The organism is Desulfolutivibrio sp. (assembly GCF_036584575.1).
Taxonomy (GTDB): domain Bacteria; phylum Desulfobacterota; class Desulfovibrionia; order Desulfovibrionales; family Desulfovibrionaceae; genus Desulfolutivibrio.
On sequence record NZ_JAZHDB010000011.1, the window covers coordinates 1 to 21,504 of the forward strand.

Genomic DNA, 21,504 nt, shown 5'->3' on the forward strand with positions numbered 1-21,504 from the left:
CTTACCCCTTCTTCCTGCCCGCCAACAGTGCGGCGCGCAGGGATTCGTCCAGGCCTGGGTGGGGGAAGATGGTTTTTTCGACGTCGTCGCGGGTAAAGCCCTGGTTGACCATGAGCGTGGCCAGGGTTCCCATGGCGGCCACGCCGCGTCCCACGGCGACGACGCCGGCCACGCGGCCGTCAAGCCACGCCACGCGCACGAATCCGGCCGTGGCGGCATGGGCCTGGGCCATGGGGTTGGCGGCGAGCTGGACTTCGGAGATTTCCGGTTCGAGGCCGTGGGCGGCCAGTTCGCGGGACAAACGGCCCACGCGCAGGGTCTCGGGGTTGCCGTAGATGCAGCCGGGGATGGCCCCGGGCTCGTAGGGGGCCGTGGTTTTTCCGGCGGCGTGGCGCACGGCGTAGCAGGCCTGATGCGAGGCGGCGTGGGCCAAAAGCGTGCGGCCGTTGACGTCGCCCACGGCGTAGATGTTCGGGGCGGCCAGGAGATGGTCGTCCACGTCGATCCAGGCCCGGCTGGGGCCGTCGCCCAAAAACCGCACGCCGAGATCGGCCAGACCCGGGATGTCGGAATTGGGGAAGCGGCCCACGGCCACCAGGGCCTTGTCGGCGTGGATATCCTCGCCCGTGTCGAGGGTCAGCACGGCGTGGCCGTCGGCGGTGACCAGGTTTTTGACCCGCACCCCGGCCCGGACCACGCAGCCCTTGCGGGTGAGCGACTGGGCGAGCACCTTGGACACGTCGGGCTCTTCGGCCGGGGCGATGCGCTCGGCCCCTTCGAGCAGGATGATGCGCGCCCCCAGCCGGTGGAAGATGTCGGCGAACTCCAGCCCGATGGCCCCGGCCCCGACGATGATCAGGCTTTCGGGAACCTGGGTCAGGCCCAAAAGGGCGGTGGAGTCGAGCACGGCGCGGCCGTCCGGGGCCATGGCCGGATAGACGGCCGGGCGCGATCCCGTGGCCAGGATGCAGAAGCGGTAGGGCACGCTGTGGGGCCCTTTGGGGGTATCGATGCGGGCCGAGCCCGGGGAGATGCGGGTGACGCGTCCGGCATCGACCCGGACCCCGGCCTTGGCCAGGGTGGCGGCCAGGGCGGTGCGGCTTCCGGAGACGAGGCGGTCCTTGCGGGTCTGCAGGGCGGCCAGGGAGAAGGCGATGCGGCCTTCGGCCAGTTTCAGGCGGCTTTGGGCGGCCAGTTCGTCTGCGGCGTCGGTGGCCCCGAGCAGCACCTTGGTGGGGATGCAGCCCCGGTTCAGGCATGTGCCGCCGAGTTCGGCGGCCTCCACGAGGACGGTTTGCAGGCCCAGAGCGGCCCCGGCCAGGGCCGCGTCGACCCCGGCCGGGCCGCCGCCGATGATGAGCAGATCGGCCGGATCAACCGAGGTCATCGGTGATCTCCATGGCCCGGGCGGCGCGGGTCTCGTCCAGACGTCCCACGGGCAGGGTCACGGGCGCGGCGGTGATGGCGGCCGGGTTGGTCTCGGCCAGGGCCAGTATCTCGCGCAGATCGGTCACGAAGGCGTCCAGGGTGTCCTTGCTCTCGGTCTCAGTAGGCTCGATCATGATGGCCTCCTTGACGATGAGCGGGAAGTAGATGGTCGGGGCATGGTAGCCCCGGTCGAGAAGGGCCTTGGCGATGTCCAGGGCATGCACGCCGAATCTGCCCTGGCGTTCGGCCGAGGACACGAACTCGTGCATGCAGATGCGGTTGTAGGGCACCTCGAGCAGATCATCCAGGCGCTTTCGCAGGTAGTTGGCGGCCAGGACGGCGTTTTCGGAGACGCGCGTCAGGCCCTCGCCGCCCAGGCGCAGGATGTAGGCGTAGGCTTTGAGCATGACCCCGAAGTTGCCGTAGAAGGGGGCCACGTAGCCGATGGACTTGGGATAGTCGTAGCGCAGGCTGAAGCGCCCGGCCTCGTCTTTTGCGACCCGGGAGACGGGCAGATAGGGGATGAGCCGGTCGGAGACGCCCACCGGTCCCGAGCCCGGGCCGCCGCCGCCGTGGGGGGTGCCGAAGGTCTTGTGGAGGTTTAAGTGCACCACGTCGAATCCGGCGTCGCCCACCCGGAGCTTGCCCAGGATGGCGTTTAAGTTCGCGCCGTCATAGTAGAGCAGGGCGTCGGCCGCGCGGCACAGCTCCACGATGCGCGGCAGATGGCGCTCGAAAAGCCCGAGCGTGTTGGGCACGGTCATCATCACCCCGGCCACCTGGTCATCGAGCACGGCGGCCAGGGCCTCGGGATCGATGATGCCGTCCTTGGAGGCGATGCTCACCACCTCGTATCCGGCGATGGCGGCCGAGGCCGGGTTGGTGCCGTGGGCCGAGTCGGGGCAGACGATCTTGGTTTTGGCGTGGCCCTTGTCGGCGTGGTAGGCGGCCATCATGAGCGCGCCCGTGAGTTCGCCGTGGGCCCCGGCCATGGGGTGCAGGGTGAAGGCGGACATGCCCGTGATCTCGCACAGGAGCTGTTCCGTCTCGTACATGACCTCGAGCGCGCCGGGAACCATGTCGCCGCCGCCGGGAAGCTGCGGGGCCAGGGGATGCAGCCGGGCGAAGCCGGGCAGCGCGGCCACTTCCTCGGTGAACTTGGGGTTGTACTTCATGGTGCAGGAACCAAGCGGATAGAAATTGGAGTCCACACCGTAGTTTTTGGAAGACAGCCGGGTGAAGTGGCGCACCACGTCAAGCTCTGACAAGGACGGCAGATTGGCGCCCCGGGCGCGCAAGAGCCCCTCGGGGATGAAATCCACGGGCTCGGTGCGGGGTTTCTCGGGCCATACGCCCTCTCGTCCGGGAACGGATTTGGCGAAAACAGTGCTCATAAGGCCTTCTCCACCTTTCTGGCCAGCCGGTCGATCTCGTCGCGGCCGTGTTTTTCCGTGCAACACACCAAAAGGGCGTTCTCCAGGCCCGGATAGTAGCGTCCGAGCGGAAATCCGGCCACGATCCCCTCGTCCACCAGGGTCCGGACGATCTTTTTCGCGTTGATGGGGAAAACGGCCGTGAATTCGTTGCCGTAAGGCAGCTCGCGGTTGAGCAGGGTGATGGCCGGGATGCAGCACAGGCGCATGGCCGCGTAGTGGGTGTTTTCGATGGACAGGGTGGCCTGCCGGGTCAGACCCTCTTCGCCGGTCAGACACAGGTTGACCAGGGCGCGCAGGGCGCACAAGGCCTGGTTGGAGCAGATGTTGGAGGTGGCCTTCTGGCGTCGGATGTGCTGTTCCCGGGCTTGCAGCGTCAGCACGTAGCCGGTGCGTCCCGAGGCGTCCACGGTGCGACCGGCGATGCGGCCGGGCATCTGGCGCACCAACGCCTTGCGGCAGGTCATGATGCCCAGGTACGGGCCGCCAAACGACAGGGGCAGCCCCAGGCTTTGGCCTTCGGCCGTGGCGATGTCCGCTCCCATGGCCCCGGGGGTCTTGAGTACGGTTTGCAGCACGGGATAGCCTGCGATGATGGACACCGCGCCCTTGTCCCGGGCTGTGGAAAAAAGGCTGGTGAAATCCTGGATGAACCCGAAGAAGTTGGGATTTTGCACCACCACAGCGGCCGTTTCGGCGTCGATGGCCTGGGTCAGGGCGGCCATGTCGTCGCCGCCTTTGGCATGGGGCACGGTGACCAGGGATAGACGGAGGTTTTTGGTATAGGTGGCCAGGACGATGCGGTAGATGGGGCTGACGGCCTCGCTGACCACCACCTTTTTGCGCCGGGTGTGGCGCACGGCCATCATCACCGCCTCGTAGAGGGCTGTGCCGCCGTCGTAGACGCCCGCGTTCGAGCAGTCCATCTCGAAGAGGCGGGACACCGCCGTCTGGTATTCGAAGATGGCCTGGAGGGTGCCCTGGGAGGCCTCGGGCTGGTACGGGGTGTAGGCGGTGTAGAATTCGCCCCGGGCCAGCAGCATGTCCGCTGCCGACGGCACGTAATGGTCGTAGAAGCCGCCGCCCAGAAAACTGGACATGTCCGTGCGGTTTTTCGCGGCCAGCCGTTCCAACCTGCGCCGGACCTCCATCTCGGTGAGTCCGTGAGGGATGGCGAAGCTTTTGGGGCGCAGACCGGCGGGGATTTCGGCGAAGAGCTCCTCAATGCTCGCGACGCCGATCACATCGAGCATCTCCCGGACCTCATCCGGGGTGTGGGGAATGTAGGGCATGGGGCGCTCCGGATCAGTGTTCGGCCTGGGCGATTTCCGCGTATTCCTCGGGAGACATGAGGTCGATGGGCTCGTCGGTGACCTTTATCTTGATCATCCAGCCCTCGCCGTAGGGGTCGGCGTTGACTTTTTCCGGAGCGGCGTCGAGTTCGGGATTTTGTTCGATCACCTCGCCGGACACGGGGCAATACAGTTCGCTGGCGGCCTTGACCGACTCAACGGAGCCCATCTCCTGTCCGGCCTCGAACACGGCGCCGACCTGGGGCAGGTCCACGTAGGTGATGTCGCCGAGTTGCTCCTGGGCGAAGTGGGTGATGCCCACCACGGCGATGCCGCCCTCGATCTTGGCCCATTCGTGGCTCTTGGAATACAGCAGATCCTTGGGAATCATGGGGTTCCTCCGAAGCAAGAGTTGGCGCGGGGTCCGCCGCACCGAAAGGCGATGTAAACCCATTCCGGGCCGGGGGGCAAGGGGTATCCGGGCCGTAAACAAAGGGTCGCGCCGGGCGGCCAAGGGCATGCCCCGTTATTTGTTATCGGACGGTTCCTCGGTCCCGTCGTGGGAGCGCCTCTAGCCCTCTGGACCAAAACGCCCGGCGGGGATACAGCACGCCTGTATCATTTCCGACACACCACAGCCGCATGGAGCGCACATGAGCCGTACCACCCTGTGTCTGGACATCGGTTCGGGCACCCAGGACGTCCTGTATTACGATCCGGCCCTTGAGGCCGAAAACTGCCCCAAATTCGTGCTGCCATCCCCGGCGCGCATGGTGGCGGGCAAAATCCGCGAACTGACGGCGGCCGGGCGGGACATCCATCTCTTCGGCACGAACATGGGCGGCGGATTCACCCGCGCGGTCATGGCCCAGCTGGGCGCCGGAAGGTCCGTGTCCTGCACGCCTGCGGCGGCGTTTTCGCTGGGCGACGACATGACGCGCCTGACGAAGATGGGCATCGAACTGACGGACGACTGTCCCAAGGGGCATGTGGCCGTGGCCCTGGCCGACTACGATCCCGGATTCTGGCGGGCGTTTCTGGGGGCGGCCGGACTGCCCATGCCGGAATGCGTGGCGGCGGCGGCCCAGGATCACGGGTTCGCTCCGGGGGTGAGCAACCGCCGCAGCCGGTTCAGGTTGTGGGAGACGTTTCTGGCCGAGGCGGACGGACGTCCCGAGGCGTTGGTGTATGAGACGCCGCCGGTGATGCTCACCCGGTTAAAGGCCCTGCGGGACTCCATCGGCGGCGGCATGACGGCGGATACGGCCTCGGCGGCGGTTCTGGGGGCGCTATTTGATCCGGACGTGGCGGCGGCCTGCGACGAGGCCGGGGCGGTGATCCTCAATATGGGCAACAGCCATATCCTGGGGGCGCTGGTTTACGGCGGGCGGATATTTGGCGTCTACGAGCAGCACCAGGGCATCCGGGAACCTGCGGCGGTGTGGGAGGATCTGGAATTTTTTCGGCGCGGCGGGCTGACGCTGGATGCGGTCTTCGACGCGGGCGGACATGGCTGTATGACGCTTGCGCTGCCGCCGGAGGCCAAGGGGTTCCGGCAGACGTTTATCATCGGCCCCAAACGCGGGCTCCTTCGCGGGCACGATGCGGTTTTTCCCTGCCCCGGCGGGGACATGATGCTGGCCGGGTGTTTTGGGTTGGTGCGGGGGATGGGGATATAGCGAGTCCAGTCAGGCCGCGCCGGTGACGCATGCGGGGGCAACTCCAAGAAGTTCCAATGATTTCAGGAGAGAATTGGCAAGAAAGAAATAGTTTTCGCCATTTAGCAGGAGCAGGCTTTCTTTAAATGGTAGAAGTTGTAGTGGTTTCGGACAGATCAACGCCTTGATATTTAACTAGTTATGAATTATATACTTCTTAAGCCGAAAATATGACTCGTCGAAAAGAAGGTGCGATAATGGATGACATGAAAATCGAAGCTTCGCCGACCAAAGAATTTTTTATCAATATGTTGGTAAGAGATATTCCTCTGGTAAGAGCTATTCTTGATTTGATTGACAACGCTGTAGACAGTGCAAAACGTATCCGTCCCAATAATGATTTCACAGGATTGAAAGTTTCCATCCAACTCGAGGATGATAGATTCTCAATCAGAGATAATTGCGGCGGAATGACCCTACAAATTGCTAAGGAATACGCATTCAGGTTCGGAAGACCAAAGAAGGCCGAGCTTACCGCTAGATCGATTGGAAGATTTGGTGTAGGAATGAAAAGAACAATTTTTAAACTTGGTAATTATTTTGAAATTTCATCTAAGACAATAAGTTGTTCTTTTTCTATTCAACAAGATGTGCAAGAATGGGTAAAGAATGAAGAATGGGAATTTCATTTTTCAGATATCAAAAAAGAAGAAAATAATATAGAAAAAACTGGAACGAAAATAGTTGTAACTAAACTGCACAAGAGCATATCAGAAGAATTAAAGTTAGAACATTTTCGAACAACATTAATTAACGAAATTGAAACCGCATACCCTCTTATTTTAAAATCTGGATTGGCAATCACCCTTAATAAGGTTCCGGTTAACATCAGACCTCTTGAGATGCTTACATCAGGCAAGATAGTCCCTGCCTTTTTTCAAAAAACATACTCTGTCAATGGACATGATATTACTGTAACTATATATGCAGGACTTGCGGAAAGAAGCAAATCAGAAAGTGGATGGTATATATTTTGTAACGGTCGCATGGTTCTTGAACATGATCAAACGTTTATTACTGGGTGGGGCGAAGGAAACGGAAAAACGATTCCAAAATACCACACTAACTTTGCATTCTTTAGAGGATATGTTTTTTTTGATTCAGATGATGCTGAAGCTTTACCATGGACAACAACTAAAACTGGACTCGATACAGATCTGCCACTATATAAATCAATTCGTCTTGAAATGATAAAACAGATGCGACCAATTGTTAAATTTTTATCAGATCTTGCCAAGGAAAAAAGCGAAAAAGAATCTGGTGACAGAGATGAAGCACCACTTGAAATTGCAATACAAAAAACAACAGCAACTTGGTTTGACAAAGAAACAATACCAACACCTTTTATCGCTCCAAAATCAGAACAATATAGCATAAAACCTTTGACGGGAAGAATCCAATACAACGCAACCAGAGAAAAAATAAAGAAGGTTAAACTTTCTTTAGGGGTAACAACCAATACAGATGTTGGCAGAATGACATTTGACTACTACTACGAAAACGAGTGTGAATAGCAATGCAAGGCAGCTACATAAAAATTAACTACGCGTTAAGACCAGCTAAGTGCATTGAAAGAAAAATGCTTTGCGAATCTTTCGTTAAACTTTCCCCATTTGGACAAGTTGAAAAATATCGGTACGTTGGCTTTGGATCGACATACTTTAGCGACTTCATACTATTTCATAAAAGCCTTAACATTTGCAATATGATAAGCATTGAAAAAGACACCCACAATAAAAAACGTTTTGAATTCAACAGACCGTTTAACTGTATTGATATTCGTTTTGGGGATTCTGTTGATATTCTACCTGAACTCAATTGGGATATACGAACAATCATCTGGCTTGATTATGATGGACGGATTTCGGCAGATGTGCTTTCAGATCTAACATTTGTACTTTCTAGTTGTTGTTCCGGCACAATCATTTTGGTTTCCATCAATGTGGAACCGGAAAAATCTGAAAATCCAGACGAAAAAATAGGAGAGTACAGAAGAAAAATGCTAGAAGAAGCTGTAGGTAAAGAGCACATTCCCATCGGGCTCTCTGATAATGATTTAAATAAAAAGAATTTTTCAAAAACATGTCGTAATATATTAAACAACCACATTAGTCATACCCTTACCTATCGAAATGGTGTTGCAGAAATAGGCAACCGAATGTTATACAGGCAGTTGTATAATTTTTCATATTCAGATGGGGCTAAAATGCTTACCGTTGGAGGAATTGTTTTTGATGAAGGACAGGAGAATTTATACGCACAATGCTCATTCGACTCTTTGTCATTTATAAGAAACAGTGATGACGCTTATGACATTCAAGTTCCAAACCTAACCTATAAAGAAATTAGAGAATTAAATTCTCAGCTTCCAGGCCTTGAGGTACAGAACTTGTCGCTGCCAAATGTACCCCAAAAAGACCTGACCAACTTCAAAAAACTTTATAGGTATTTTCCGACATTCAGCGAGTCATCTGCATGATATAATAACGAGAATTATTTTTACACTGGCGTAATAAAGTAGTGCCTATCAGTTGTTAAACTTTATCATTTCTTATCTGCAAATCGTTGAGTTGAGTTCATATGATTTTACCTATAAATTAATCAAAGCGCAGCCTGCAATTCATGAAGATTGACCAGCCAATTCCAATAAATCAGAGATATTCCCAATATTGTCACTGGCCGCTAAATAACTCACCCCGCGATGCAAATGCTGCCGAAATTGTATGCTCAAATCCCTGTCAGTCACGGGAATCCCCTCTTGTAGGCAACGTTGCTTTAGAAGAGCAAGGTAAATTTCCTGGTGTTTACCCCCAAAAGTCTTCCAGGACATCTCTACAGCACCTTCACCGATCAACACCTTCTCTTGGACAGGTGTAGGTTCTGCCAAAGAAACACAAAATGCCCATCGGCAGAGCACATTCCAGTTTTGAACACCTGTACGTCTTTTCAGCTTGATAAGCTGATCCTTGGCTTGCTGCGAGAGTCGAACTGTCTCAATGCTCATTTACTAATCCCAAAAATAACCCGATTTGACCTTTGTTGCTTGAAGCTTAGGATCAAAATGCAGGTGATACCCATGGCTACGGGTTTCTTTCAGTTTCTCGTCAAATGCCTGATCAATTTCTTCATCTGTGGATAAAAGGATAACCTGGCGGCTGGCAGCCGGGAAATAGTGCTCAATTAGATTTGCTCTGTGAACGGAATCTAGACGGCCAAGAGGCGTATCGATTATAACAGGCAAAGGGCGTTCCGATGCCTTGGCCAATCCCCATAGTGTTGCAATGATTAATATTTGCCGTTCTCCAGCAGACAACATTTCAGGAGTCAGGTTTTTTCCATTTTTTCCAATTAACGACATTTCATACGTTTTAGGATCAAGGTGGATGTCGGAGATGAATTCTTCTTTTCGTAAGATAAGTGCAAGCGACTCACGTATACTTGCCTCAACTTTCCGAATGGCATTATGAACCAGTTTTTCCTGAAATTTCCTTACCAATTCGAGACAGAGATCGCCATATTTAACAATTCTTCCGCCCTCTTTAAGCATTTCAATACTTTTGGCTCCGTTTTCAATTTCTTTTTTTAGAGCCTGTTCCTTTAAATCAAGAATGTTTCGGGTTCGGCCAATCTTTAACTCCAAATCTATCAGCGCTATCTGGGCATCTTTGATCCGCTTTTCAAGCCTGGTGCGTACTTGGAGCATATCAGCCAAATCTTCTTCCTTAGGAACGCGCTCAAGCATAGCGGTTGTAGCCTGAATTTGGCCTTCAATTTGCTTGTGTATCTGCTGTAACTTTTCGAATTCACGCAGTTGCTGCTCAATATCCGCTTTCAGAATCTGAAGAAGATTTTGACCCTCAGATGACAAGTTAAGCACAGCATTAACTTTTGTACTTTTAGCCAATTTTTCCTGGTCCGCGAAAAAAAAATTCTCAAGTGCTTTTTTAGTCCTTGTGTCTGATTCCCCGATGAGAGCAAGAGTTTTTCTATCCCTAGTCTTGAGGGTCGCCAATATCTCCTTGCTGACAACGGCATCGTGCTCCAGCCGGACCTGCTCACGCATCTGATTTAGTAAATTTTCTACAAGTCTTAACGGCAACGCGCCACCAGCAATCTCAACTAGCTCTTTTTTCTGTTGTTTTTTTAGATGGCTGGCTTTCGCCAATTTTTTTTGGAGTTCAAGCTTTTGATAAAACAGATCAACTCCTGCATCCGTTAATCTTTGTTCAACGGCCTTTAATTGTTTCTCAATCCCAAGCTTGTTATCAGATTGATCTTTGTGTTCAACCTGCAAACTCTCCAATTGGTTCTCTAGCGATTCTATTTCTTCCTCAATAAAATTAATTTTTAGTAGCTTGCTCCCGTCCTCTGCTTCTTTGGTTTTTTTTCTGACAAGAGCGCGAACATCCTTTTGTAACCGTTCAACAAGATCAACCCCGAGCAAGGCGTGAACGCCAGTTTTTAACAGTTCTTTACTTCTGCCGCTTTGAGCATATTGCTCAACCTTTTCTCCATCAAAAAAAAACAAATGAGATATACCAACTGGAATCAATCTTTCAACATATTCATCCCAGTTTTCTGTTAGCTCAGGATCAAGCTTCCCATTTCTCCATACTTTGAAAGTCTCAACAATAGAAGCTGCGCTGTTATACTCCCAGCTTCTTTCAACACGGAGTTTCTCGCTTGTTCCTCGTTGGGACGCATGGAATTCTAAAACAACCGAGGTCGGGTCGTCGTATTCGGCTCCCCAAGTCATCAAATTCGAGAGTTGTTTTTGATAACCTCCGTGGCCTCGACTCAGCGTCATGGATCTTTTTCCAAAAAGGGCAAGCTGAACCCCGTTGAGGAGACTAGTTTTCCCGGCTCCATTGAGTCCGCCAATAAGAATGATAGGGCGCGCGACATTTTTGGGAGTCAGATAGAAAGTCTGTTCTCCAAGATATGTACCGAAATTCTTAAAAATAATTTTGTCGATGATCATAGGTCAGTCAACTCGTCAGATATTTCTTCCGACACCTTACCAAGTAATTCATGTTTGTGCCGAGCGAATGCAACCGCATCCAGCTCATCATCATAAAAGGTTTTTTTGAATGCAGACTCAAATTGATCAAGAAATCCAACTCGCCTGACTTGGTTGCGGTTCTGCCATTCCAGATCCAGTAACTCTCGGATCAATTCAAACCGAAGGCGATCATCCCCACAAACTTCCTGCAATAGCTTCATCTCCGCGAAGCCGAAGCAATGATAATAGTCAGCGTCATCGACAAAAATCTTCTTAACAACGTCTTCATATATCCGAGGTAGACTGTCTTCCAGTTCATGTTTTTCCAATATCCAGATTCTTCGAATCGTCTTAAGCTCCTCTTGAGAGATCAACTCAATATCATGATATCCTTCAGGAGCATTGCTGCGAAGTTGTTCTTGTGTTTGCAGAAGCTTTCTAAGAAAGTTTTCCCGGACATGCTGCAAATATGGGCCATGAATAGGCCCGTCCTTGTGGAGCTGAACCCGCCCACTCATTCTGCGAAAATCCCGAAGATGATCATCATTGTTAACGTCCAACAAATCACGGAAGGTAGTAAGCGGTTTCAACCACTCATTTTGGGGATCATTGGCAATCATAGCTTCCATGGACTTATCACGGGCGACCAATGTGCAGACCCAGCATCCGAATCGGCTGGCCCCGCAACTTGGGGTGGACTTGTCAACAACCAGAGGACACTCGCGGTCCAGAGTCGCATCTTTATACAGCTCTAGAAGCTCTGTCGGCCCCAATCCCCAAGGATTCTCAGTGCGGGTGATGAACAACCACACGTCGTCGTTGGTCCAGTCTTCGATAGGCGTATATATTGTGCAATTTGGAATGCTACCGTTTGGACTTAAACGGTCCCTGGTCCTGCTTCGTTCGTGCTTCACCATAGTCCGAGCACGAATCTGACTTTCAGCCTTTCGAGTCCCAATAGCTAAAATAGCCTCGCCATATTTATTCACAACGTTGTAGATAAATTTGTTCGAAGGCCATATTTTTAATCTCTCTGTGCACCAACGGAAAAGAGGTCTCGGAGCAGGGTAGCCTTTGCCTAGTAATTGAACCCAGAAGCTGTTCTCGACTTCCGGCCTCAACTGATGAGCACTAATAGGTATTTTCGTTTTCTTTGCAGTCTCATTCATCATCTGTAGCGAACGAGAGACCCAGTTAGATACAATAGGATTTTCAACCAATGTGTCTGTGCTGATGACATATACCTGCTTTCTGCAACGAACATCCTCATTCAAATTGGACAAGGCTTCCCAAATTAGCTGAAGGACGACTGTCGAGTCTTTCCCACCACTGTAGCCAACAACCCATGGGAGATCATTTTCCAGGTATAATTCTCGTATTTCCTTGAGAAGGATTGAAATGGTTTTTTTGAAGCCCATAGCTTCAAAAACAGAAAGAGCTTGGTTGTCAGTTGTCATGGTTTGTTATTGAATATTTTGAAATAGTTAAGATTTTTTGATCGATTCACGCGCTCTGAATACACTGAGCTTGAATAAGTGTAAATGGTCGAGTTGTCGCGAAACCAATAACCTTAAAGCGCTGTCCACAGCGGGGTAACAATGAAGCTGCTTCCATATCCGCATCGACGTCGGATTTATTTGGAATGAAGAGTCTTTTGAGGTAAACGGTGTACGCCGTCTGGACGTTCATATTCCGGCATTAGCGTGGGAGATCACGGTTGTTATGACAAAAATATCCGTCAATATCTGTTTGCATTTCTTCCACAGATGTAAACCACTTCAGCCTGCATTTGCCATGCTGAAGGCATCCCGGAAGAATTCGTCCAGCACCGTGCCGTTGAATCGTTCTACGAAACAGTTTCTTTGCGAGCTACGAACCTTGCTCCTGCGATGCGCGATCCCGTGAGTTTCAGGTACAAATCACAGGGATCATACTCTTACCGCAATTGAATAATAAGCTTCTTCCCCACCGCCGTGGCGTATTTGCGAAGCGTCGCCACGGACGGCGAATGCCTGCCGCTTTCCAGGGCGGCCCCCCGCCGGGCCACGGCCTAAGTCGTGGTTCCCATGAGCCCCATGCGTGCAATCAACTGGGCCTGGCTCAACCCGGCCTCCTTTCGCGCCCGCAGCAGTTCATCCAAAAGGGCGAACTCCGGGGCCATGGCCGTATGGGCCTCCCTGACGGCGGGATCGGCCAGCATTTTTTGGGTCAGTTGATCATGCGTGAACATGTGTGACCTCCTGCAAACGCAGCGTTCCATGGCTCTTACATGGTTGGAGCGTTGGCGTCGAGAACCCCCCCGCCCGCACACCATGCGGACGGGGGGGCGTCATTTCTGCGTTTGATGTCCGGACGGTTCCGTCACCACCAAATCGCGGCCCGGACCCGTCCAAACCAAGCCGCACGAGCCTTCGGCAGCCCGTTTCCGACCCCGGGGCGCCGCCCCGCCTATTTCCCGAACACCTTGGCGTAGGGATCATTGGCCGTGATCTTGTCGGCCAGATCCGCCTTGCCGGACGTCTTGGCCAGTTCCACCACGTAGCCGATGCGCTGCTCCTTGGGCAAACGGCACATCTCCCGCGAGGCCCGGGTGCGGGCGATGTAAAACAGCGGATTCTGGCCCCCGCCCGCAGGCGAAAGCTCCGTCTCGCTCATCTTGATGTCCGCGTACAGCCGGGCCGAGTCGATGCCCAGGGCCAGGGCGTCGCAGACGTCGTTTTTCCTGTTCACCCGCATGACCACCGCCGTGGGCTTCACCCCGTTTACGGCGTATTTCGCCAGATCGGCCTCGGAGATGCCCATGCCGTAGTCGCCGCCCTTGCCCGTGGTGGTGTTGTACATGACCTGCAGGGCATCGGCCGCGCACCTCGACGGGGCCACGGCGAACACGTAGGCGTCGCCCGGCCCCAGGGGGAACCGCTTCTCGATGTAGTCGCCGATGATCAGCCCATAGTTGACGCCCGGGCAGAAATGGTCGTGGAACGAGGCCGCCTGGAGCGACATGTAATCCGGCGTAACGGCCCAGGCCAGGCTGATGCTGACCACGGAGAAGAGCGACCCGCCGATGATCCCGGACCCGGCCGCCTTCCAGTTGTCGGGCGCAAACAGATGCCCGGGATTGGCGTCGATCTTCTGGGCGGCGAACGCGCCGTCTTTTTGGACGGCGTAGACGAGGGTGTTGCTGGCTGGGCTGTAGAGCGAAAACCACAGGGGCGACAGCATGGAGGAGTGCACGCCAAGCAGGGACCGCGCCCCGAAGGTCGCCCCGGTGACCGCCGTGGCCACATCGAGAAATCCCACGGCCGAATCGCCGTCAAGGCGCGCATACGCGGCGTTGGTCAGAACCAACAAGGCCTGGCTGCCTTTTTTCTCGCCAACCTCGGCCATGGCCTGTTCCAGGGCGGCCTTGGCTTGGTCCATCCCGGACGCGCCACGCGCCGCCGGGGCCGGGATGGCGGACCACAGCAACAGCAGGGCCAGGATGAGGGAAAACGCACGGCGTCGGACCATGGACATGGCGGCCTCCTTCATGGGGCAGGTTGCGGAACCGGCGGGCGCATCGTGCTTTGACACGATTACCTGCATGACACGCCAGAAACGATTCCGTGTTTTTTATTCTTGACGAAAAAAGAATATAACATCTGAAAATATATTCGCATGTTAGTACAAATTAAAAATACGTGTCAACACCGCGGCGTGGAGTCGTTTGGCGGGAATTGCCCGGACGAGGGCGGTCCCGGCCCGGTGGCGGCGGTTCCGGCCGGTCCAGGCCTGTGCGTCGTTGACGATCAGGCCGGGGGCGGTGTGTTGCGGTGCTGGATGTAGCGGCTCAGGATGAAGGCCACCACGATGGCGATGTAGAACTGGCCGAAAATGGCCTCAAGGACGGCGATGTGGCGTATAAACGGCGCTATGGGAACGACGTCGCCATAGCCGAGGGTGGTCATGGTGGTGAAGCTGAAGTAGAGAAAGACGCTGTGATTTCCGATGGATCCGGTTTGGAACGAAAGAGAGGCCGGGTCTAAAAAGTATGAAAGTTCATAAATGAAGGAAAAAACGGTTCCTGCGATGAGATAGCAGTTGATGAGGGCGAAGATTTCGTTTTTTGTGACTTCTTTTGACCGCATCAAATCGTTTATGACAATGATGATGAAAAGAAAATAGGTTGATGTACACAGGAGATAGACGAATATCCGGTGCGTTGCCTCATGCACGTTCCAGAAGACGGACCACAGGAGCAGGGCGCTGGCGATGTAGAAATAGATGCGCAGCTTGCGGTCCCGGTGGGTGATGGACAGGGAAAGCGCGCCCAGGGAGGCCATGACAAAAAGAAAGGCCCCGATGCGCGCGGACACGAAGGGATGCACGAGCAGAAGGCCGATGAGCAGCATGCAGACCCATGGCTGGGCCTTTCGGGCGGTCAGCCGCATGGGATGTCGCGGGGCCTGTGGCCAGGGTGCGGGCCGGTTGTCGGATGCATTGGGGCGCAGTCTATCTCAGAACCGGGCCGGACGGAAAGGGGGCTTTCGGCCATGGCCGAAAGGAAACGTCACTGGTGGTCCGCTGGCTGTTCGGACTGGGGCGCCACCCAGGCGCAGGAAGAAGTCGGCGCGGCGAGGCAATGACCGGACACGCCCCGTCCGCTATCCCATGGCCGCGAAGAGAAAGAACAGTCCGGCCCCAAGGACCATGGCCGCCGGCAGGGTCAGCACCCAGGCCATGGCGATGGAACGCAGGGTGCGCATCTGGAGCCCGGATTTCCCGGCGGCCATGGTTCCGGCCACGCCCGAGGACAGGACGTGGGTGGTGGACACGGGCAGTCCCGCGAAATCCGCCAGCCCGATGGTGCTCATGGCCACCACCTGGGCCGCGCAGCCCTGGCCGTAGGTCAGCCGGGTCTTGCCGATGCGCTCCCCGATGGTCACCACAATGCGCTTCCAGCCCACCATGGTGCCGACGCCCAGGGCCAGGGACACGGCCAGAAGCACCCAGTCCGGGGCGTATTCCGTGGGGCCGCGCAGGGTCGTGCGCCAGTCTTCCAGGCGTTCGATGTCGGCCTGGGGCGTGCCGGGCAAAAGCTGCATGTCCTCGGCGGCGTCGTCCAGACACAGGATGTCGGTGCGGGTCTCCCAGCGGGCCTCTTCGGGCAGCTCGGACAGGGTGGCGATCCCGGCCAGACGCAGTTGCAGGGTTTGGGCCGCGTCCACGGCCTGGGTGATGTCGCAGTCCACGGATGACGACGTCTGGTTTTTGCGGTGAAACAGGTTGCCATCGGCCAATCCTTGAGTGATCTCCTGGCGATGGGCGTTGAAATAGTCCGTGAGCTGCCCGGCGGCGTATTTCACCTGGCCGATTTCCTGCGCGTCGGTGTCGAGGTTGAGCGCATAGGCCCCGGGCAGGATGCCGATAAGGATGAGCATGATCAGCCCTACGCCCTTTTGGCCGTCGTTTGAGCCGTGGGCCAGGCTGACCCCGAGCCCGGAGGCGATGAGGGCCGCGCGAAGGCCCATGGGGGGCGGCTTGTCGCCCTTGGGGGCCTCGTTGAGGATCGAGGAGTGGATGAACTTCGACATGAGGAGAAGCAGGGCCCCCGCACACACGAAGCCGATGACCGGCGAAAGAAACAGCGACAGCCCCACTTCGGCGGCCTTGCTCCAGTTGACTCCGGCCTCCAGGGGCAGGCCCTCGCGAAAGGCGTTGGCCAGCCCCACCCCCAGGATGGAGCCGATGAGGGTATGGGAGCTTGAGGCCGGAAGCCCCAGATACCAGGTGCCGAAGTTCCACAGGATGGCCGACACCAGCAGGGCGAAAACCATGGACAGGCCCAGGTCGGTATTCACGGCCACCAGCAGGTCCACCGGCAACAGGTGCACGATGGAATAGGCCACGGCGATGCCGCCGAGGTGTACGCCCAGAAAGTTGCAGATGCCCGAGAGGGCCACGGCCGTGCGCGCCCGCAGGGACTTGGTGTAGATGACCGTGGCCACGGCGTTGGCCGTGTCGTGGAAGCCGTTGACGAACTCGAACGACAGGGCGATCCCCAGGGAGGACACAAGCAGAAACAGGGTGTAGCCGTCGATCTCGGTGAAAAAGGGCAGCGACATGAGGCTCCTTGGGCGTCGCGTGGCGGGAGGAAGCGGTCTTCCCGGCCAGCCGCGGCGGGCTGCTGGTTCGAAGCGTGTCGGCGGAAACCTTGCCTGGGCGGTTTGGCTCGTGTTGCGTTCGGGAATTTCCGTTACGGTTTGGCGAGCGGCAACACTTTGGATTTATGGTTTTTATTCACAAGAAACAGACATGTGTTTTTGTGAACGCCACACTAGGTGCCGTTGATCAGATGCACCAAGGCCTGCCTGGCCTGGAGCTCCTCCTCGGTGATCTCAAAGCCCTTCATGGCCGCAAAGGCCACGAGTTCCCGGGTCAGCATGGTATGGACCCGTTGCATTTCCACGGGATGCTCGCGAAGATAGGCCATGAGGCGGTCTATATCGTCCTGGCTCATGCGGTTTCCTCCTAGGGATGCGAGAGATGGGGCGGCAAAACCGTCGGATGTGGCGTCCAGCGACTGTCTTGCAGACGGTTGGGGAGACAGTGACCCATTTTCCCCATGCCGTCGAGACGAAATGACCATCTTTCGTCCCAGATGCACGGCCTTCGGCCGGGGGTGAGGCATGGGGCTTCGAACTGCAACATGGTCGCAGCCCGCCCGTCACGCGCGTAACATACGGTAATCATGATGGCGCTTTCGTGATGAAGAGATGAAAATAAGGCTGCGTGCGCGGGGAGAAACCGCACGGTTCCCGTCGGGAGCGCCGAGCTGCGGGGTTCTTCTTGACAAAAAAAACTTCTCATTGAAGGGTTTTCGCGGCCTTGCCAACCCGCGTGAGCCACAGCCATGACCAAAAAACAGATATCCCAGACGACACCCCAGGCCACCTGCGCGGTGACCCGTGACGACGGGGGCGTGCGCGTAGCCCTGGCCGGGGACTGGCGCATGGGGGCGGCGATCCCGGATGTCAAGGCGGTGGCCACGGCCTTGCAGGACGCCGGGAAGCCCTCCGCCCTGACCTTCGAATCCGCCGGGGTGACAGGCTGGGACAGCAGGCTTCTGGCCTTTTGTCTGCGGATCATGCGCCTGGCCGAGGCGGCCGGGGTTGCCGTGGACACCTCGGGGCTTCCGGAGGGGGCGGGCAGCCTGATGGAGCTGGCGGTCAAGGTGCCGGAGCGCAAGGGCGCGGCCAAGGCCGACGTGTCCGAATCCTTTCTGGGCCAGGTGGGCGGCGCGGTCCTGGGAACCGGCCAGGCGGTGAGCAATCTTTTGGAATTTTTAGGGGAAGTGACCATGGCCTGCGGCAGTTTCGTGCGCGGCCGGGCCGTGTTCCAGCGTTCCCAGTTGATGCTGCACATCAAGCAGGCCGGGATCGACGCCCTGCCCATCGTGTCGCTCATCAGCCTCCTGGTGGGGTTGATCCTGGCCTTTGTGGGGGCCATCCAACTGCAGCAGTTCGGGGCCCAGATCTACGTCTCCACCATCGTGGGCATCGCCATGGTCCGGGTCATGGGCGCAATCATGACCGGCATCATCATGGCCGGGCGCACGGGCGCGGCCTACGCCGCCGAGCTTGGCACCATGCAGGTCAACGAGGAGATCGACGCCCTGCGCACCTTCGGGTTTTCGCCCACGGAATTTCTGGTCCTGCCGCGCCTGATCGCCCTGGTGCTCATGATGCCGCTTTTGTGCATCTACGCCGACCTCATGGGCGTTTTGGGCGGGTTCATCGTGGGGTCGCTGATGCTGGGCATCAATCCCGTGCAGTATTTCTCCAACACCTGGCAGTCCGTGCCCCTGGCCAACTTTTGGATCGGGCTGGTGCACAGCACGGTTTTCGGGGTATTGGTGGCCCTGGCCGGGTGCTACCGGGGCATGCGTTGCGGCCGCAGCGCCCTGGCCGTGGGCCAGGCCGCCACCTCGGCCGTGGTCACCAGCATCCTGGCCATCATCATCGCCACGGCCATCATCACCGTGGTGTGCAACATCCTGGGCGTCTAGGGCGGCCAGGAAAGGTCCAAGGTCATGGAGCTCGCCCCACCGCGCATCACGGTGAAAAACCTGGACATGTCCTATGGCGATTTCGTCATCATGCGCGATCTGGATTTCACCATCCGGCGCGGGGACATCTTCATCGTCATGGGCGGCAGCGGCTGCGGCAAGAGCACGCTTTTGCGGGTCTTGGTGGGGCTTAAGGCGCCAGCGAAGGGGCAGGTGCTCTACCAGGAGGGCAGCCTGTGGGAGGTCGACGAGGACAGCCGCGACGCCATCCTGCGCAAAACGGGCATCCTCTACCAGCGCGGGGCGCTATTCAGCTCCATGACCCTGGCCGAGAACATCTCCATGCCCTTGCAGCAGTACACCACGCTGCACCCCAAGGAGATCCGGGAGCTGGCCTCGCTCAAGCTCGCCCTGGTGGGACTGGCGGGCTTCGAGGACTTCTATCCCTCGGAGATCAGCGGCGGCATGGTCAAGCGGGCCGGACTGGCCCGGGCCCTGGCCCTTGACCCGGACATCCTTTTTTTCGACGAGCCCTCGGCCGGGCTCGATCCCATAAGCGCCCATCTGCTCGACGAACTGATCCTTGAGATCCGGGACAGCCTGCATGCCACCATCGTGGTGGTCACGCATGAACTGGCCAGCATTTTCGCCATTGGCGACAATTGCGTGTTCCTTGACGTGGAGACCCGGACCATGACCGCAAGCGGGGATCCCAAGGAACTTTTGCAAAACACCACCGACGCCAATCTGCGGCATTTCCTGACCAGGGGCGAAAAGTAGCCGCCCCGGCGCAACGAACGGAGAACATGGTCGTGGCCAGCAAAGTCAAAAAAAGCATGATCGGGGCCTTTGTCCTGGGGGCCGTGGCCCTTGGCGTGGGTGCGGTCATCGTGTTCGGATCGGGCATGTTTTTCACCCCCAAGTACGAATTCATCATGTTCTTCGAGAATTCGGTCAACGGCCTGCAGGTGGGGGCTCCCGTGCTGTTTCGCGGCGTGCCCATCGGCCAGGTCACCGAGATCAGCATCGACGCCGATGCGGGCGATCTGCATTTCTACATTCCGGTGGTGGTGGAGATCGAAGGCGGCAAGGTGCGCATGACCGTGAACAAGACGTCCAAGAGGCCCAAAGACGAGAGTCTGCTCCAGGCCAGCCAGGAAAATGCCCATGAGCTTTTAAACAAGCTGGTGGAGCGGGGATTGCGGGCCCAACTGGTCACCCAGAGTTTCGTCACCGGGCAACTGGCCGTGGCCCTGGACATCATGCCCGACACCAAGGTGCAGTTGGTTGGCGACAGCACGCTTCCCGAGATTCCCACCGTGCCCTCGGCCTTCGAGAAGCTGACCCAGACCCTGACCAAACTGCCCCTGGAGACCCTGGTGGACCGCCTCACGGCCGCAGTGACCGGCATCGACAGCCTTGTCAATTCCCCGGAGATTCAGGCCCTGCCCGTCAAGCTGGACAAGACCCTGGATGCGGGCAACGATTTCCTGCACGAACTCCAGGGCAAGGTCGAACCCCTGGCCGAAAACCTGGACATCGCCATCCAAAGCTATACCGAACTGGCCAAGGACATGAACCAGCGCACGGCCGGGCTGTCCACGGCGGCCGGCAAGACCCTGACCATGCTCGACGCCACGCTCAAGGAAGGTTCGGCGGCCCTGGCGTCCATCCAACGCCTCACCAGGTCCGACTCCCCCACCGTGACCGACCTGAACACCGCCTTGCGCGAGATAGCCACCGCCGCCCGGTCTCTGCGGGCGTTGGCCGATTATCTGGAGCGCCATCCCGAGGCGCTCATCCAGGGAAAAGGACCGAGGAGATAGGCCATGTCCCAAAGGCAGACACAGTACGGCGGCCCGGCCGCCTTGGCGCGGCTGGCCCTCCTGGGGGCGATCCTGGCGGCGGTTTTTCTTGTGGCCGGATGCGGCAAGAGCGCCCCCACCCGATTCTATTCCCTGACCGCCATCCCGGCCGCCGTCGAGGAGGCGGGGGGAGCCTCTGCCGATGCCGGGGCCTGCCCGTCCCTGGGAATCGGCCCGGTGGAGTTTCCGGCCTACCTGGACCGGACCCAGATCGTCACCGCCGGGGCGGGCACGGTCATGCATCTGGCCGAGTTCGATCAGTGGATCGAGCCTGTGCGCAACAATTTCGAGCGCATCCTCATGGAGAATCTGTCGGGCATGGTCTGCGCCGGGCCCATGGTCTCCTCCCCCTGGCCCGTGGGAATGCATCCCGAGCGGCAGGTGACCATCCAGGTGCGGCGCTACGACGGCGTCCCTGGCGGCCAAGCCGTGCTCAAGGCCGATTGGGCGGTGCTGGACGCCGGGGGCGAGGTGGTCTTGTGGCGTTCCTCGCAGTTGACGGACACGGCCCAGGGGCCGGATTACGCCGCCCTGGTTGATGCCCAAAGCCGTTTGGCGGCGGCCCTGGCCAGGGACATCGCCGCCGGGCTGGCGGAAGCGGCGCGGATGCGCAAGCCCTAGCGTTTTGCTCCGGACGCAAGCGGCGGATTGTTTGCGGGGAAAAGGGGCGAGCGCCGGGTTTCTCTCGACAACCGCCGACGCGAAATTCGTGAGTTCGG

Annotated in this window: 19 protein-coding genes; 7 read left to right on the top strand and 12 right to left on the bottom strand. The window is 57.1% G+C overall.

The window, feature by feature from the left end; translation table 11 throughout:
* Position 1 precedes the first annotated feature (1 nt).
* Genes V3572_RS00820 through gcvH form a run of 4 tightly spaced genes read right to left on the bottom strand, consistent with a single transcriptional unit; the run spans position 2 to position 4,544 of the window.
* Complete coding sequence (locus tag V3572_RS00820; protein ID WP_332109071.1) at positions 2-1,387, bottom strand: dihydrolipoyl dehydrogenase family protein; 1,386 nt, start codon at positions 1,385-1,387, stop codon at positions 2-4.
* Positions 1,374-2,822: an aminomethyl-transferring glycine dehydrogenase subunit GcvPB gene (gene gcvPB / locus V3572_RS00825; protein ID WP_332109072.1), complete on the bottom strand. Its 1,449-nt coding sequence runs from the start codon at positions 2,820-2,822 to the stop codon at positions 1,374-1,376. The genes V3572_RS00820 and gcvPB overlap by 14 nt, the downstream gene beginning before the upstream one ends.
* Entirely contained in the window at positions 2,819-4,153 is a 1,335-nt protein-coding gene (gcvPA, locus tag V3572_RS00830; RefSeq protein WP_332109073.1) for an aminomethyl-transferring glycine dehydrogenase subunit GcvPA, read from the bottom strand. Before gcvPA ends, gcvPB begins: the two co-directional genes overlap by 4 nt.
* Before the next feature lie 13 nt (positions 4,154-4,166).
* Positions 4,167-4,544 (bottom strand): glycine cleavage system protein GcvH, encoded by a 378-nt coding sequence (gcvH, locus tag V3572_RS00835; protein WP_332109074.1) that lies wholly within the window; start codon positions 4,542-4,544, stop codon positions 4,167-4,169.
* Positions 4,545-4,806: 262 nt separating this feature from the next.
* Between gcvH and V3572_RS00840 the strand changes: the two genes are divergently transcribed.
* The 3 genes from V3572_RS00840 (at position 4,807) to V3572_RS00850 (ending at position 8,350) form a co-directional block, all read left to right on the top strand.
* Positions 4,807-5,832, top strand: a complete 1,026-nt coding sequence (locus V3572_RS00840; RefSeq protein ID WP_332109075.1) for a DUF1786 domain-containing protein — start codon at positions 4,807-4,809, stop codon at positions 5,830-5,832.
* Between the two features lie 236 nt (positions 5,833-6,068).
* On the top strand, positions 6,069-7,385 hold the full coding sequence (locus V3572_RS00845; RefSeq protein WP_332109076.1) for an ATP-binding protein: 1,317 nt from the start codon (positions 6,069-6,071) through the stop codon (positions 7,383-7,385).
* A 2-nt stretch (positions 7,386-7,387) separates the two neighbouring features.
* Positions 7,388-8,350, top strand: a complete 963-nt coding sequence (locus V3572_RS00850; RefSeq protein ID WP_332109077.1) for an O-methyltransferase — start codon at positions 7,388-7,390, stop codon at positions 8,348-8,350.
* A 141-nt stretch (positions 8,351-8,491) separates the two neighbouring features.
* Here V3572_RS00850 and dndE read toward each other — a convergent pair whose 3' ends face one another.
* From dndE to V3572_RS00890, 8 genes are all read right to left on the bottom strand, one after another.
* Complete coding sequence (gene dndE, locus V3572_RS00855; protein WP_332109078.1) at positions 8,492-8,875, bottom strand: DNA sulfur modification protein DndE; 384 nt, start codon at positions 8,873-8,875, stop codon at positions 8,492-8,494.
* Positions 8,876-8,878: 3 nt separating this feature from the next.
* Positions 8,879-10,852 carry a DNA sulfur modification protein DndD gene (dndD, locus tag V3572_RS00860; RefSeq protein ID WP_332109079.1) on the bottom strand — a complete coding sequence of 658 codons (1,974 nt, stop codon included), beginning with the start codon at positions 10,850-10,852 and terminating at the stop codon, positions 8,879-8,881.
* Entirely contained in the window at positions 10,849-12,330 is a 1,482-nt protein-coding gene (gene dndC, locus V3572_RS00865) for a DNA phosphorothioation system sulfurtransferase DndC (RefSeq protein ID WP_332109080.1), read from the bottom strand. The genes dndD and dndC overlap by 4 nt, the downstream gene beginning before the upstream one ends.
* Before the next feature lie 593 nt (positions 12,331-12,923).
* The gene (locus tag V3572_RS00870; RefSeq protein ID WP_332109081.1) at positions 12,924-13,103 is read right to left on the bottom strand and encodes a helix-turn-helix domain-containing protein; all 180 of its coding nucleotides are present in this window, start codon (positions 13,101-13,103) and stop codon (positions 12,924-12,926) included.
* 218 nt (positions 13,104-13,321) lie between these two features.
* Positions 13,322-14,389: an FmdE family protein gene (locus tag V3572_RS00875; protein ID WP_332109082.1), complete on the bottom strand. Its 1,068-nt coding sequence runs from the start codon at positions 14,387-14,389 to the stop codon at positions 13,322-13,324.
* Between the two features lie 272 nt (positions 14,390-14,661).
* Positions 14,662-15,303 (bottom strand): potassium channel family protein, encoded by a 642-nt coding sequence (locus V3572_RS00880; RefSeq protein ID WP_332109083.1) that lies wholly within the window; start codon positions 15,301-15,303, stop codon positions 14,662-14,664.
* A 213-nt stretch (positions 15,304-15,516) separates the two neighbouring features.
* Complete coding sequence (locus V3572_RS00885; RefSeq protein WP_332109084.1) at positions 15,517-16,977, bottom strand: inorganic phosphate transporter; 1,461 nt, start codon at positions 16,975-16,977, stop codon at positions 15,517-15,519.
* A 212-nt stretch (positions 16,978-17,189) separates the two neighbouring features.
* A complete protein-coding gene (locus V3572_RS00890; protein ID WP_332109085.1) occupies positions 17,190-17,372 on the bottom strand; it encodes a Nif11-like leader peptide family natural product precursor in 183 nt (60 codons plus the stop codon).
* Positions 17,373-17,765: 393 nt separating this feature from the next.
* Here V3572_RS00890 and V3572_RS00895 point away from each other — a divergent pair, with 393 nt between their 5' ends.
* The 4 genes from V3572_RS00895 to V3572_RS00910 are packed head-to-tail and all read left to right on the top strand — an operon-like array spanning position 17,766 to position 21,406.
* Positions 17,766-18,920, top strand: coding sequence for an ABC transporter permease (locus tag V3572_RS00895; protein ID WP_332109086.1), 1,155 nt, complete (start codon positions 17,766-17,768; stop codon positions 18,918-18,920).
* A 24-nt stretch (positions 18,921-18,944) separates the two neighbouring features.
* Complete coding sequence (locus V3572_RS00900) at positions 18,945-19,700, top strand: ABC transporter ATP-binding protein (protein ID WP_332109087.1); 756 nt, start codon at positions 18,945-18,947, stop codon at positions 19,698-19,700.
* Positions 19,701-19,726: 26 nt separating this feature from the next.
* Positions 19,727-20,746: an MlaD family protein gene (locus V3572_RS00905; RefSeq protein WP_332109088.1), complete on the top strand. Its 1,020-nt coding sequence runs from the start codon at positions 19,727-19,729 to the stop codon at positions 20,744-20,746.
* Between the two features lie 3 nt (positions 20,747-20,749).
* Positions 20,750-21,406: a PqiC family protein gene (locus V3572_RS00910; protein ID WP_332109089.1), complete on the top strand. Its 657-nt coding sequence runs from the start codon at positions 20,750-20,752 to the stop codon at positions 21,404-21,406.
* Positions 21,407-21,504 lie beyond the last annotated feature (98 nt).